The 14,864-nt window shown below is 57.4% G+C and carries 9 protein-coding genes and 4 pseudogenes; 5 read left to right on the forward strand and 8 right to left on the reverse strand.

Features of this window, described 5'->3' with window-relative positions; translation table 11 throughout:
* Nucleotides 1-142: 142 nt before the first annotated feature.
* Nucleotides 143-227: pseudogene (locus tag IVA80_RS19755) on the forward strand (transposase); the annotation flags it as partial.
* Nucleotides 228-348: 121 nt separating this feature from the next.
* Nucleotides 349-928 (forward strand): annotated as a pseudogene (locus IVA80_RS19760) (IS630 family transposase); the annotation flags it as partial.
* Nucleotides 929-982: 54 nt separating this feature from the next.
* Here the strand turns inward: IVA80_RS19760 and ybgC are convergent.
* Nucleotides 983-1,426: a tol-pal system-associated acyl-CoA thioesterase gene (ybgC, locus tag IVA80_RS19765; RefSeq protein WP_247433927.1), complete on the reverse strand. Its 444-nt coding sequence runs from the start codon at nucleotides 1,424-1,426 to the stop codon at nucleotides 983-985.
* Between the two features lie 673 nt (nucleotides 1,427-2,099).
* Here ybgC and IVA80_RS19770 point away from each other — a divergent pair.
* Entirely contained in the window at nucleotides 2,100-2,333 is a 234-nt protein-coding gene (locus tag IVA80_RS19770; RefSeq protein WP_247387736.1) for a hypothetical protein, read from the forward strand.
* 849 nt (nucleotides 2,334-3,182) lie between these two features.
* Here the strand turns inward: IVA80_RS19770 and IVA80_RS19775 are convergent.
* From IVA80_RS19775 to IVA80_RS19790, 4 genes are all read right to left on the reverse strand, one after another.
* Nucleotides 3,183-3,665, reverse strand: coding sequence for a GNAT family N-acetyltransferase (locus IVA80_RS19775; protein ID WP_247433931.1), 483 nt, complete (start codon nucleotides 3,663-3,665; stop codon nucleotides 3,183-3,185).
* A 69-nt stretch (nucleotides 3,666-3,734) separates the two neighbouring features.
* The gene (locus IVA80_RS19780; RefSeq protein ID WP_247433934.1) at nucleotides 3,735-4,925 is read right to left on the reverse strand and encodes a hypothetical protein; all 1,191 of its coding nucleotides are present in this window, start codon (nucleotides 4,923-4,925) and stop codon (nucleotides 3,735-3,737) included.
* A 20-nt stretch (nucleotides 4,926-4,945) separates the two neighbouring features.
* A complete protein-coding gene (locus IVA80_RS19785; RefSeq protein WP_247433939.1) occupies nucleotides 4,946-6,418 on the reverse strand; it encodes a coproporphyrinogen-III oxidase family protein in 1,473 nt (490 codons plus the stop codon).
* Nucleotides 6,419-7,619: 1,201 nt separating this feature from the next.
* Nucleotides 7,620-8,903, reverse strand: coding sequence for an FAD-binding oxidoreductase (locus IVA80_RS19790; protein ID WP_247433942.1), 1,284 nt, complete (start codon nucleotides 8,901-8,903; stop codon nucleotides 7,620-7,622).
* Nucleotides 8,904-9,564: 661 nt separating this feature from the next.
* Between IVA80_RS19790 and IVA80_RS19795 the strand changes: the two are divergent.
* Nucleotides 9,565-9,684 (forward strand): annotated as a pseudogene (locus IVA80_RS19795) (IS3 family transposase); the annotation flags it as partial.
* A gap of 559 nt (nucleotides 9,685-10,243) precedes the next feature.
* On the opposite strand, the gene IVA80_RS19800 reads toward IVA80_RS19795, so the two are convergent.
* On the reverse strand, nucleotides 10,244-11,488 hold the full coding sequence (locus IVA80_RS19800; RefSeq protein ID WP_247433944.1) for a type II toxin-antitoxin system HipA family toxin: 1,245 nt from the start codon (nucleotides 11,486-11,488) through the stop codon (nucleotides 10,244-10,246).
* A pseudogene (locus IVA80_RS19805) lies at nucleotides 11,481-11,814 on the reverse strand (helix-turn-helix transcriptional regulator). Before IVA80_RS19805 ends, IVA80_RS19800 begins: the two are co-directional and overlap by 8 nt.
* 847 nt (nucleotides 11,815-12,661) lie before the next feature.
* On the opposite strand from IVA80_RS19805, the gene IVA80_RS19810 reads away from it, so the two are divergent.
* Complete coding sequence (locus IVA80_RS19810) at nucleotides 12,662-12,958, forward strand: hypothetical protein (protein ID WP_247433950.1); 297 nt, start codon at nucleotides 12,662-12,664, stop codon at nucleotides 12,956-12,958.
* On the opposite strand, the gene IVA80_RS19815 is transcribed toward IVA80_RS19810, so the two are convergent.
* Nucleotides 12,903-14,261, reverse strand: a complete 1,359-nt coding sequence (locus IVA80_RS19815; RefSeq protein ID WP_247434041.1) for an integrase arm-type DNA-binding domain-containing protein — start codon at nucleotides 14,259-14,261, stop codon at nucleotides 12,903-12,905. The genes IVA80_RS19810 and IVA80_RS19815 overlap by 56 nt on opposite strands.
* Nucleotides 14,262-14,864: the final 603 nt, after the last annotated feature.

A 14,864-nucleotide genomic window follows, 5' to 3' on the forward strand; every position in this document is an offset into this window, starting at 1 on the left:
ACCTTTCACCACTCCAAAATCAAATCGTTCTGCGCTACACTCTGTCGGCATCGGGGCGCTCCTTGGATCAGAGAAAAGTCGTTGCTGCACAACAACTTTTGCTGATTCGCGCCCCGGTGCGCCTCAACTCTGTGAGAAATGCGGGCTAGTGCCGAGCGACCGATCGACGGGAGTCTGTCAGGCGCGGCGGCATCACCAAGGCCGGCAACGGCCATGTTCGCCATATGTCCGCATGTCCACCCAGCCGCGAGCTTGATCCGCAACGAGCCGGACCAGCTCGTCCGGGCTGTAGATATATATGGCGCCGGACGAGAGCGAGGACTGGCGAAAGGCGGCGGGCATCAACGAACCTCGGTGCAGCGGATCTGGCGGGCGCACGGACTGCAACCATATCGCCCACCAGTCAACCTCTCGAATGATCCCAACTTGGTCGACAAGCTGCACACGTCAACCGCCCGAGCATGCCATCTTGCTCTCGGTCGACGAGAAGAGCCAAATCCAGGCGCTCGATCGCACCGAACCGGGTCTGCCCGTGAAGAAGGGGCGCGCCGCCACCATGCCCACGACTATAAGCGCAACGGTACCACCCACTATGTTTGCCGCCTTCGATGCGCTCGAAGGCAAGGTCATTGGACGCTGCGTTCAGAAGCATCGGCATCAGGAGTTCATCCGCTTCTCAACCAGATCGAGGCTCAAGCTCCGGTCAAAAAGGCTGTCCGCGTCCTCGACATTTATGCCACTATAAGTACCCAAAGGCCCGCAACTGGCTCGATAGCCATCCGAGTTTCACCGTCCAGTTCACGCCCACCTCATCCTCGTGGCTCAATGCTGTCGACGGATTCTTGCCAAGCTCTCCAGACGCGGCCTCAACGGGGTCTTCCGATCGGTCCGCGAACACTGGTTTGACTATGTCGCAACAGAAGCTTAATGACTTGATTTCATTGGGGCGCTGGAAGGCAAAAGCTTGAACGAGGCGGCAGATTTATCTAAGCCCTTCCATAGCGAGCCGCAGCGACTTCGGGATGCGCTGCGCCTTTCCCGCTGAAATAAACGCCACGCGTACACGCGCCGTCACTAGGAGATGGTCTCCGCGCCTGCATTCCTGCAGCAAGGCAATCGACGCTCCCCTCACCTCTTGCGGGACTGTGACGACGTCAAGCAGGTCATCCAAGACCGCCGGTTTTAGAAAATCGATCGTCATGGAGCGGACAACGAAGGCAAAGCCGGTGGCATCGTTCTTGGCTTCTTTGAGTAGCGCTTGCTGAGTGGTTCCGAGCAGGCGCAAGTAGTTCGTTCTACCGCGTTCCATGAAGCGCAAAAAATTTGCGTGATAAACAATCTGACCGGAGTCAGTATCTTCGAAATAGACGCGGACCTGCATATGATGGCCGCCGTCGCGAATTTCGCCATCAATAGAAGCTGTCACAGTGCGGTTCCCTTACTGCCCTTCTGGGACGAATTGTCTTGCACAGAGGCGCGTTCCGCAGCAAGTGCCAGTGGGCTTGGTGCGTGCAGGTGGAGGCTGCCCGGCGCAAGGCCGGGGAGACCGGTTGCTGTTGCGAGAAGCCGGCACCCCCTATCCAGATTTCGGGCAAGTCCCGCACGCACAGATGGTTTGCAGAGCTCTTATCGCTGCTCAGCAATCCCCGAGGACCGAGGTCGCCCCACCGGCAAGCGCCTTGATCTCCGCGTACATCTGCGCTTCGCAGGCCAAGGTCGGGATTGCTCGGCAGTGCGGATTGTTCAGCAAGCAGTCCTATTCCGCGAATCCTACCATTCATAGCAGTTGTTAAACTCCGGCCGGTCAGCCATCGCGGCCGGATATTCCAGGTGAGATGGTCATGGAGATCGATGACCGGGCAAAATGACCACGGTATCTTGACCGGAGAGTCGGCCGCGCCGATGCTCTGCGGCCGAGCTCGTCGCTCGCGCCGACGCCGGGCTCGATCGATGAGCTGCGCCGGGCAATGGGGAACCCACGGCCGTCGAAGGCGTGGCGGACCCAGGCTGATCGAGCAGAAAGACGGCGCCTAACAAGGGTCAAACGCTGCTAACCGTTATGGTTGCAATGGTAAAGTTCCCACTGACTGGGGGGCAACATGGTGAAGGCATTTCGCAATACGGTCATGGCACTTACTTTTGTAGGAGTTGCCGGCTGCAACATGTTTTGGAATTTCATGAATGACTATATGGTCTGCGGCCTTGCGCTGGCGGCTTCAGTGACAGCCGGCTTTTGCGTTGAACGCATCTTCATCGAGCGGTCCCGTCGGGAGATGATCCGCCTCCACGGCGCGGACTGGCATTCGGCGGAGAACCGACAGCTCGACTCATGAACGTGACCCGTCGTCCGCTCGTCGTTTTCATCATCCGATTGTTCGCATTCGACCCGAGCGGCCTGGCCTGACCAAACCGGTCCATCCATTCCGGTTCGCTCGCATCGAGCGCCTGCGAGAGCTGCTTGAACGAGACTACCGAATGGCAGTTGATCCGAATACGGGCGTGAGCACCACGAAGCTGGTGAGACCCGATCCGCAGCTGCTCGATGCAGGTTTGGCACTCGATCGTGATCCAGGAGGGTGCGAGCTGGGTCCTTCATTGAGAGCCTGCGAGCGCTACGACACGCAACCGGTCGTTACGCCCGAGTAGCATCACGATCTGGAAGGGCGACGACCATAAGCTGACCCGACGTAGGGGGCGATTGGACGCGCCCGTACATCCACCACCCAGCATCGCGCCAAGAGCGGACTTTTGGATTCCATACGCAACAGAATGTTGCGGTTGAATCGAGGTGGATTTGTATGCCGGCTGGCAAGGCTCGCGTCGCGAACCCACGACACTCCAGAGCATCTTCGCCTATCCGCCGCTGGCGCACCGTATCAGCTCTCGTTTTGATTCAACGCTGGCTCGGCCAGGCGTGAGTTTGTGCGTGCGTTCAAGGCCTATCGGTCGCGAAACCTTCACGTCCTTGTCAGCTACAGTGACACGATTCATTCCGATCGCAGATCTCGCGGGAAAGTCCTCGCGGATGATACGGTTTTATCTGAGCGCATTCGACGTCATTCCCAAGGAGCGAGATTGGGCGTTTGGGCTAGTCAGGGGCAAGTGATTGAATTTGTGCTCGTTGCGCGTCCGCAGAGCTTCACTGGATTATCCGGTCTCACAACCTCATTTGCTCAGCGAGGTCATCCTGGCCAAATGAGCCGCTTCTCGTAGAAGATCACTGCATATCCGTGCAACATCCCTTCCCTGCGGCGAACATAGCCAGCGCTCTCATAAAGTCTTTGGGCCCCTACTTGGATCGTTGTTGTATCGAGCATTATCCACTTGAAACCGAGAGCAACAGCTCGCGACTCCAATTCACGAAGAACCCTCCTTCCAAACCCTCGTCGCTGAAAGACGGGGTCGACCCGCATACGTTTTAGTTCTGCGACATCATCATCAAAAGGTTTCAGCCCACCCATGGCAGCGAATCGGGGACCAATATGCGCAACTACGAAGTCTCCGCCCGAGGCGATGTATACTTCCCCGATATTGCGTAAATCATCCTCCCAAGCCCCTTCCGGGCCACACACACCAACATCCTGCGATGCGCTTCTGTGCAGATGCCATGCATCATCGCTGTCCCCGGACTCGAACTGACGAAGGATCAGTTCGTCTTGAGACATCGACTATTACCTCTCGACCGGTGGCGGACGCCTGCGCCTCTGGCATCGTTGTCTGAGACCACCGTCGGCTTACCGGCGCGCCTCTGTCAACAGCCGCTGAGAAAGGACAGCCTCAACACTTTCCGATACCTCAACTCCGACAACTGGACGACCCGGCTCAACCGTATATTTTAAGGCCGTACTACGGTGCATCCGGGTAAACCGATCCAGTGCGCAAACACAGGACGTGCGCAGCGTTCCGATTTCGCCGCCGTGATGCTCCACGACTGGCGAAATGGTCGCAACCCTGGGAAAGTCCGCTTTCCCCTTTAGCCAACCTGGCTTGAGCGGTGCACTCCCGTTGCCTGACGACAGCCAGCGGAATACCTCGTGAATGCATCTCTGCGGATAATATTCGGACAGCCGATACAGATCCCTATAAAATTGCGGTTTCTGGTGGAAGAGTTCTTCACCGACCAGTAGCACCGAGACCGCCACGATACGGGCCGAGAAGCGGCCGCTTGGACCAAGCGTATTCTTGTAAGGATTCTTTCCGTAAAACACACGAAATTGGCCAAATAAGTCCGGCGACATATGTTCATAAAAGCGCGTCAGAACATTGCTTGCTGACTCAAGGCGCTCCAGGCATAGCGCAAGACATTGCCCCGCATCCACGTCGGCCACATCACGCAACTTGAGCAGAGCGTCCATTGCTGACTGCAATTCGCTCTCGATGATCTGATGGCCCAAGCAAAAATCTCGCTCCTCGACCCCGGCCGCGCCGAGGCAGTATACGCGTGGATCGTTCTGCAGCGGATTCGTAAGGATCATATCTTCATAGGAGAGGACCTCAATGCCAGGCTGCCGTTGACAACTCGAGCGCGCAAGGCGGATCAGTACCTCTCCCACCGTCAGCTCGGCGTCCACGGGATGAAGGCCGGCAAACGCAGACATCTGATAAGCACAATTTACGAGATATTGGATGTCTGTCTTAGCGATCTCGAAGTCCGACTGCGGCAGACTTAGCAGCTGCGCTTCATAGTCCGTCTCCGCAATCATCGCGTTGATGTTACGCCCAAGAGCCTTAAGCGCTTCATCTGGTCGTTCACTGCATTTGATCTCCGCAATGCAGTGCGGCAGTTGATCGGCGACAAAATTGCTGACCAGCCCAAGCGGGCGTTCTCGCTGCCGGCGATCAATGCTATCGGTCAGATGCGAAAATATGTCCTCCGCCTGGCAGGGCGACCCTTGCGGGGTGGAAACGGAAAAAGGAGCGACCATAAATGAGCGCGCCCGCGACTTCATCGAAACGCAACTTGCATTTCGGCACTTGACCCGTATCGTGCGGCCGGTGAGTAATCGTGTTTTTCGAGCAGATCAGTTCGTTTGTCTATTATCCTACTGTCGTTGTACGCGATCCGCTCGAGTATATTGTTCGAGAAAAATAGCAGCGATACGGCGCCCGAATTTATAGTGCCGGCGGCAGTTAGCGAAAGCAGGCCGTTTGAAATGCAGATGAGTCCTGCCTCATTCAAGAGTTCAAGCTCGCGGCCAAAGCATTTTTCGATGGACACCCCAAACTCCCGCTCGAAGCGGGAGAGCAACACTCCACTGCTTCGCAGGGCAAACATTACCGTTCTGCGCATGAGATCATCTTGCGACAGGACAACACCCTTCCACACAGGCTTCTCGCCCTCCTCAACCCTATACAGGTAGCGATCTAAATCTGCCTCGTTATAGAACTGGCACTGGCTCATGTAACCAAATCCGGCAACCCCAAACGGGACCAGATTATTGTCGTTCCAGGAATCGTATTTGCGGCTCTGTTGAATCGAGTGTGGCTGCGACTGCTTACTCCAATAGAAAATCGGCCCATGGCGATAGCCGAGTTTCGTGAGGATGTGCTCGGCCATAAAATGCATGATAATGCGCTCCTTAGCCCCGGCAAATTGATATCGTCCCCGAGCCAAATGGCGGGCCACGGGGTCTGTAGATTTAAACATCAATGGGAATACATTGAACTTCTCTATTCCCATATCCAGTAAGCCGATGAGTGAGTCGTACCAGCTCCGGAGCGTTTGCTGCGGCAATCCATACATGAGATCAAGCGACAGATTCTGAACGCCCATCTCATTCAGTAACTTTACGAGTTGTACTACCTCGTCCACGTGGTGCCCGCGGTTCAATATGCGTAAAATGGTCGGATCTAGACTCTGAACGCCCAATACGAAGCGGTTTACGCCGGCTCTAAGCAGTGTGGATATGCGATCTGCAGCGTCCACTTGCTTTGCAAGAGAGGGATGCAATTCGAAACTCACTTCCGACTTAGACAAATCAAAGCGCCGGCTAATCATACCAAATAGCGTTTCGAGTTGACGGTTGGTCAAGAACGAGGGAGTGCCGCCTCCAAAAAAAGCAGTCTCAACAACTCTGCCAGCCAGCGCCGCGTCCGACCAACTCATCTCTTTATCTAAAGCCGCCAGATAGCGCTCCACTCGCCCGGAAGATGGATTGATTTCCTTGGCGAAGTGGCAAAAGGTACAATACTGATCACAGAAGGGGATGTGAAAATAGAGATCAATTGACGACGAAACCTGAAGCAACAACTTTTCGGCATTCAGGTCGCCCATTGCCTTGAGAGGCGGATATGTGCCGACAAGATAATCGTTGTGCGTGTCAAGGTGCAAATTCCGTGACCTCAACATGTCAAGGTTAATGTCGTACGAGCGGTCGATAGCGAATTCCAAGGCCTCGGAATAGGTCGGCGCGCGCATTTTTTAGACTCCTCTAGCTTTCTTGTGAAGGCAAGGTGCGATGGCAGCTTCGTTCCTCGTGTCACATCGCGCTCTTCAGCTCGGGCTCGATACCGAAGTCGTGCATTTCGATCAAAGACGCGGATTTGTCGGCTCCCACTCGACGCAACCACCGTAGAGCAGAACGAGTGTCGCCATCCGCTCGGGGACACGCGGGATGATTATGGTTCGGCGAGGAAGACAGATGCCGTGGCCGAGGCCGAATGTCCTTCGGGCGTTGCGAAACGGCACCGAGGGAAGACTTCAGGCGCCGAGGAGTGCGAATACTGCTGGAGAAAATGGTGCTCCACCTCCGAGTGTGACCCGCTCCGGGTCGGGCGCCGAGCTCGATCTGCTCCAGCGTGCCATTGAACAACTTCTGTCCGCTCCCCTCTTCGAAAGGAAGCGGCCATTGCTCGAGACCAAGCTTGATTTGGTTTCCTCCCGGTCCGACGCCAACATTCGCATGCCGCTGCATGCATTCGCCACAGAGCCGCCCAAACGTGTCACACTGGTTCGGATTTGCTCGGGAGTAAGCGCGCTGAATGCTAGTCGTGTCTGGTGGTCTTGAGAGTTATCCAACGCGAAGAACGACAGCGGCACCCGCGAGGGACGCGGCAAAGCTTTAGGCGGGACCGCACTCAATAGCGCAGCGTCCAAGGCATTGATTTGGATCAGTCGAGCAAGTTTCATTTGAACTCCTGGGCCGGCGAATGCGAGATCGTCATGGTCGTGCGGATCCTTTTACGGGGTCCCAGCAATCCACGTGCCACTAAAAGACATTTGCGAGCCTGGCTTGAAGAGGGCAAAACCATGTGCTTCGTGTGCACCGACGGAATACTCGCGCCTCAGTGTCTGGTCCCGGACATTAACGTCTTCAGCCGGACACGGCTGAACACGACAACGCGGAATGTTGAATGACGATGGCGGCCTCTCATGCCGAACTCGAACATCTGCTCCAACGGCGACCTTACGACCGAATCGCTCGGCTGATGGAGGTAGCGTCCCGGCACGTGACGGATATGCAAATGAACTCGTCGCTTTCTGGCGGCGCGGTGGCCACCTTTGCGATGAGGCACGTTATTGCACGTCCTCGTGTCCATATCGGCTTGGCGGATATTTCTACACGTCCAACGCCGACAAGCTGCTTCAGGCGAAACTGATGTTCATGCGGCATGGATAATCAGAACCGGGACTCCATTAGGTGAACAAGTTGGGACCCCGCGATGTAGAAGGCTTCCCGCGCGGCACGAAAGCGTTGCCGTTCAAGGGCAGTGACCGGCAGCGGAAGATCATTCTCCGCGATCTGCCCCAGAACGTAGGAAGCCAACACAGTGCCAAAGACTGTGCCAGGTGCGATGCCGCGACCGTTGTAACCGCTGAAAGCAACGACGTTGCGGTCGAGCTCGTGAAAGCGCGGCAGGTTGCCCGAGGTCATTCCAATCATGCCGAACCAGCCGGTTTCAAACTCGACATCCTGAAGTCCCGGAAACAGCTTGCGCAACGATCTCTGAGCCCATGCCCGGTGAACGGATGCGCCAATACCCTCAAGGGCACCAACACTGCCAAACACGAGGCGCCCGGAGCGATCCAAGCGAAATGAAGAGAGGACCTCTCGAGTGTCCCACGCTCCCTGCCGTTCAGGCAGGATCGACTTCCTCAGACCATCCGGCAGAGAACCTGTAGCAAAGTTGAAGTAGGGCAGATGGATCTGCTCCTGCCGTACCTGCGACCAAAGTCCTTTACCATAGGCATCCGTCGCAACGATCACCCATTCCGCATCTACCGATCCGCTTTCTGTGCTGATCCTCCAGCGCAAGCCGTTGTGTTGCGCAGTAACAGCCTCGCTCTGTGTGAATATCCTAGCCCCCGCTGCAAGCGCGGCTCTCGCTAGACCGTGCACATAGGCCAGCGGCTGTATCGTCCCGGCGCGCCTATCGAGCAGCGCCCCGCTGTATTCGCCACCGCCCACTTTCCTGCGTGTCTCCTCTGCATTTAGCACTACGACAGGGGCGCCACGCTTCTGCCACTGTTCGGCGCGGGCCTCGATCTCTTGCAAGCCCTTACGTCCGACGGCACAATGCAGGGTACCGGCACGTTCCACTTCACATTCGATGCCATGCTTTTCGATGAGGTCGAACACCTTTTGCGGTCCACGGCCGAGTTGTTCAATCAACCGTTCGCCGAACGGGGCGCCGAGCGTATCCGGAAGGGTGTCAGGCATCACCCACATGCCCGCGTTAACCAGACCGACGTTCCGGCCCGAACCGCCGAACCCAATTTCGGACGCCTCCAACAGCGCGACGCGCGCCCCTCCTTCCGCGAGATGAAGTGCAGACGACAGCCCGGTATATCCAGCGCCAATCACGATCACATCCGCTGCGGTGTCACTGGCGAGGGGAACAGTGTCTGGCGCCGGTGGCGCGGTGAGAGCCCACAATCCATGTGATGCTGAATTGTTTCGCATCCAGCAATCCTCATACTATTCTTGGTTCTTGATCAGCCCAGGTCGTGCTGCAATCAGTCGTACCCGGTCAGGTCTGGAAGAACTGTCAACCCCTTCGGATTCCGGATCGCTCCGGATACCCTGTCCTCCAAACGCTCTCGCGTCTGGCCAACGAGGCATTACCCCCGTCTTCGGATACGGTGGTTTCGAGAAGCAAAAATGCAAAAACTTCGAGAATCCTACCGTTGCCGGATGAACTCGCAGTGGCGCGTCATGAACACCTTCTTCTCAGATGGCAGTCGGTGTCGGCATAGCGTTCAGGTCAGGCGCTTCGGCCTTCTGCGGCGCGCCGCGTGTTTCCCGCAACGGCTTGACACCCGTACTCGAGAACCGGAAAACGACGAAACTACCAAGATTTGTAGTGTTCATTGATTCAGAGCTGTGCATACGTCCTGAGGTTGGGCGCGCGTCGTCGAAATCAGAAAGTTGAACGTGGGGTTGACCTGGACGGTCGGTGATTACAATGGTGAGCGGCATAGCTGATCACTTCCGGTGGGAAGCGATGACGGCGATAAAGAGGGTCCCGGGCGGTCGGCATGCCGCTCATCTGCCCCTCGGCCGCTCCAATTCGTTAACTTGACGGTGCCTTCCGCATCCTCAACATCGTCGACGACGTCACCACATCGAGCGACGCGGCAAGCCAGGAATGATCGCGTCCGACTATGGCACCGAGTTCACCTGCAACGCCATGCTCGCCTGGTGCAAGGACGCAGCCATCGATTGGCACTTCATCGCACCGGGAGGCGGAATTCCTCGTAGGGGCTGATAGAACGCCGCTCCAGGTTGAGAAAAAACGAGTACCCCAGTCCGAGCCGTCAATCTCAACCACGTAGTCGACGAACTCCTCGCGCTGCGTAGGGCGGCGCTTCTTCTTCGCGGCCCTGCTCCGCTTCGAGTCGTCCGCCATTGCAACGATTGAAGGCCGTGCGATGGACGATGGATTTTCGACTGCACGCTCGTGTCGTTCTCGTTCATCGATTTGCGACCTGAGCTCGTCGGCTCGCGCGAGATATACCTCTACCCCCGGAGCATCCACCGGTTTCGCGCCTTCTTCATCGGCAGACGCCCGCTCTTGTATGTGGCCAGGATCGCTGAGGCCGCGTCTGGTCCGACTTCTAGGACGAGGGTCGAGAAACGACCTGTCTCCGCTGCGCTTGGCAGCGGACAAGAGGTCGCCTTCGAGAACGAGCCGTCGCGTCTTGATTGGCAAGATGCCTGGAAGGCTGGCTAGGAAATCCGTCAGGGAGCGCATCCGTCAACGATGGGAATCGGGTGATGTACATTTCAAGGACTGCCGCCCCCTAAGGGTCAAGGATGGGTACCATTTCGTCGATATGTGCATCGATCCGCTCGAGAACCTGCCCAGGCACGACGTCGCGTTCTGGAAGAACTGACCACTTGTCGCGCACGGCCGCCGCGGTCTCAGCTACAGCCGTCACCACTGCCCCCTCTGGAAGACGGCTGCGGTTCGCGAAATTGCGCCAGCGCTCTGGCGTCAGAGCCTTGAATGACTTTTCGCCCGCAAGGCTCAATGCTAGACCATCTTTCGGGATATAGGGAACTGTTGAGAGCACGTCGTAGATTGGCGCCAACGTAGGCGTCCGTCCGTCTCCAGGATACAGTAGCGACCAATTCTTGAGATGCATGTCGCCATTGCCCGTGATCGCGGTGAGCGCAAGACGACGGACAAATTCGATCGCGGAATCGAACGAGACACCGCTGTTCAGCGCGGCCGCGATATTGTGATACGCCGCACCGGTATATTTCTCGGACGGATAGCGGCCGAAGACCTGTGCAAAGTCCTCCATATGCACGCGCGCTGCACCGGCACCGCGATCGAAGCGACGGACAAGAAGCACTTTGCCCGTGGACATGGTGTTAAACTCTTCCGGAATGGCGACGAAATCCGTCTTTTCGACGAGCTCACGTGCAGGCACTTCCATCCCTAGCGCTTCTGCCAAGGCTAGGATCACGAATTCGTTTTCCGAAAGTCCAATGTGGGTGAGGGAGGGAAATTTCGCGATGTACTGCCCTTGCTCATGGTCGACGGCGAGCGTGATCCCCCCTTCTTCTCCGGTATTTTTCACGACGGAGAGCTTCATCTGGACACCGGCGAGCGAAAAGCGCGCCTTCCCCTTGCCTTCTGATTCTGGCCCAGCCGGTACGGGGACGCCGTCGCTCGGCAACGCTCGTACCGCTCCCGGTAGATTTGTCCCCAGTGCGGCCAAGAGATCGAAGTCGTTTCCAGGTCTTACTGAGGCTGCGTGGTGCTTTTCCATTGCTTCGCGCAGTTTCTCTTCGGGCAGCAAGTTCGCGAAGAACGGCGGCAGCGCGCCGCGTATGGGTTTGGGATCCCGGCGGAGGCTGCCGTCCGCCGAGCGAAGCGACAGGCTGAAGATCGGAGGGTCGTTCAAGCTCCGATACGCGGGCAAGAGATTGAATGCGTTGTAGTCGCCCGGCGTTCGGACGAGCGTGCCGACGGCAAGATCGTTTAATGAGATGTCGAGCGATTGCATACGTTCAGCCGCGAGGACAGACTTATTCATGCTCCTCCTCCTCAACATCTGACGTGAACGCAGGATGGTCATCATCGCCCGTAGCTGGCTGCAGCATTGATTGAATAGCCGGTACCATCGCTTGCGGAATCAGCATCATTTCCATGCCAAGGGCGCGGGCAACGTTGACGAGTGTCGTTGCGCGGGCTGCAGCGGCACCCGTTTCAATGTCGCGATAGCGGGGCCTGCTAATGTTCGCCCGGAGGGCGACTTGCTCCTGGGATAGGCCAGCAGCCATTCGTGCTCTGCGAAAGTGCAGGCCAAGTTCCTTGAGCAGCGGGTTTGGAGCCGAAGCCACGGATATGTTCTCGGATCATTACACCGAAAATGATATGTAAACAGATCATAAATCGCGGTCAAGCGAAACGTGAACAGATCTTTCTCATGGAGAATGATCCGTAAAACATATCTTTGTGGCAATGTTCCAGCGGCACTTGTCGTCTGAACTGTTGACTCTGCTGCCAGAACGCCCTTGGGGCTAATGCACTTGACGCGATGAAGGAGGCAGATCTTATCGCCAAGGTTGACCGAGATTCCCATGGCGCTCGCGTGCATTGGGCGCACAGGAATGGCCCGCCAGCGAACGAACCCAATCCTGGAACGCGGTGCGTCGCTTTTATGGAACGCCAATTGAAAGCGGTCGGTAGGATCGTCGAAGCTCTTCCATGACGCGCCGTCCTAGTGGCGTCGTGCCGAGTCGTTTCCGTGAGGCGCCTTTGGCGCCGAGCAAGTCCGTATCGCCAAGTCAATTCCGATGTCCGCCAGCCCGCCTCGATGTAGCTGCGAAGCGTCGAACTACCTATCAGTTCGTTTTTCATTCTTCGACATGCTTCCCATGACGGCCAATAGCCTGCGGGCGTGACCGGCCGCTGACGTGGCCACTCGCAGGGCCGCAATGCGAGCGGAGTGGTCTCGGCTACCTACCAGCAACTTTTCTTCTATTCGCGTTGATATCCAATCCTACGACGCGCAATTGACGTGTTCCTATGCAACATCAACCGGAGCATGATGGTCAAATCGGCGGCACTCGACAGGCAAAGTTCGACGACTGCGTTGATTCTCTTGACGTCCCGCCCAAGAAGCGACCAGGCGATTACACAAGAGCCTCGCTCGCTTCAATCGTGAGAGTTGACGATGGGCCACTCGAAGGAGACGCTCCGCACCATGAAGCGACCTCGGAAGAATCGCGGCATGCCGCCGCCCGCGACGTTCGATATCGATTCGCTGCCGGGCAGCTCAAATTTAACGGCATTAGAAACGGCCGCCGTGATCCGGCGCACGCCTGGAGCGCTGGAGCTATGGCGGCGCAATCCGAACCACCCGCTGAAATGGCGCTACGTCGATGGCCGCCCGCTTTACCGGGTTGATGCGGTGCGCGACTATCTGGCCGGACGCGACGAGACAACTAAGTCGTCGCAGCCGCATAATGCTCGCGAAGACGGCCAAGCAATTCGGCCTTGATGGGATCGAGCGGATTCGTCCGCTGCAGGCGCACGACCTTGCCTCCCCGTTTCGCGCCGACCAACTCCGCGATGTAGTCATGAGCAGCTTCGAACGCCATCTTACGGATGATCCACTGTTCGTCGTGATTGTAGACCTGATCAATCCCGCGCGGCTTTTGCCCGACACACAACCGCTGGATTTCGTTGTCATAGCCGCAGCGTGACATGATGGTTCGCAAGCTGCGCCTTAAGTCATGCATTGTGAACTTGGCGACACCCGCTTCCTTGACCAGGCGGTCGACCAAGTTTGTGAAGCCCGACATCTGGCCGCCGGTCTTCGGTGACGGGAAGACAAAGTCCGACGTCGCACGCTGGAAATGTTTTGCGGCCGTAAGCACCTCGTCAACGAGGTGGGTACGCGGCACGTCGTGGTAAAGGCCCATCTTGGTCCATGCTGCATCGAAAGTGATGCGGTCATCCATGACGTGATTTTGCCACTCGATCATGGCTGGCTCGCTGCGACGCGGGCCACCAAGTAGGCACATTCGTGTCAATAGCCCAAACGTCCCAAGCTTGCCGGATGCGTGCCAGACTTTGATGATCTCCTCGTCGGTCAGCGCCCGGCCCTTCGTTCGGCGCCCGACCCGCTGCGCGCGCGTCTCCTTGGGCACGCGATAGCCGGCGAGCACGTTGTGCTCGACGTAACCTTCGCCAACGCACCATTCGAGGAACGTGTGCGTGTGCTTGCGCAAGTCCTTTGCTGCGCCGCGCTTGCCGGTCTTGCCGATCCTGTCCACCGCCGCCATGATTTGCCGTCGCGTGAGCTCGGCGATGGCGAGGTCGAAATGATCTTTCAGACCGCGTCGGAGTGCCGACATAGCCGGTTTCCAGTTGACGACCAGGCGCCCGGTCAGGGACATTTCATAGGGGCCATCTTCAACGATCAAGGTCGCCACTGTCGTGCACTGCCGCTCGGCCAGCGCTTGCCGCTTCGCCTCGCGCTTGCCCTCATTGGGATCGATCCCAATGACCACCTCCCCAGCGACGACGGTTGCGGCCTTGCGCGCGGCCTTCTCATTGAATTTGGGCCATGCACCCAGCGTCTTGCGTTGGGTGCCTTTCGTCCCAGGCTTTGTGAACGTGAAGACCCAGGTCCTGCCACCAGTCGCGCGCATCCTGATCGCGAGCCCCGGCTGATCTGTGTCGTGCAGATAGTGCTGCGATTTGCCCGGCGGCAGCGTCGCCGCACGGATCGCCGCGTCAGTGAGTCTCAGGTAATTCGTCGTTCCTTCAGCTCTGAGAGATTCTTTACTCTTTTCCATCGTTTGTGCTCTCGCTCCTTGCGCCCTGAGACGGGTCGAGGCGATCCTAGAAGAAATGGACCACAAGCCATTGCCTCCACGTTCCCAGTTTGTGTGCCCTAAGGGAATTCCTCCGAAGGGCACAGCAGGGACATACAAAATGTGGTAAGGCCAACCGAGGCCAAGGTTGGTCCAATATGGCCACAAGTCGTTACCTTAGAAGGACTTTTGCAATAAGACTATGGCTGGATTAGGTTGGCTACAGTCCACCAATTGTGGTTCACACGGGAGAGGTCCAAGGTTCGATCCCTTGTGCGCCCACCATCCATCCCCGCCCCCACCAGCTTTTCTGCCCCATCCCGCGACGGGCAATTATCGATACGTGGCGGCTTTCGGGACCGTCTGAATCAAAAACGTCGAAAACAACCCCATGCACAGTAGCCGACGCGAGCGGAAACAATGGCTTACGCCTTTTCCGAAATCTGGTTTGACTCGTCGGGCAAAACAGTGGCAGGATGCCATTATCGGGGGTGAGGCTCGCGCCAGCGGATCACGGTCCGCACGTCACACCATTGGCTTGAAATCGCATCGCTCAGCGAGAGAGCGTTCCCTTCACACGCAAGG

It is taken from the genome of Bradyrhizobium sp. 139 (assembly GCF_023074175.1).
GTDB lineage: Bacteria > Pseudomonadota > Alphaproteobacteria > Rhizobiales > Xanthobacteraceae > Bradyrhizobium.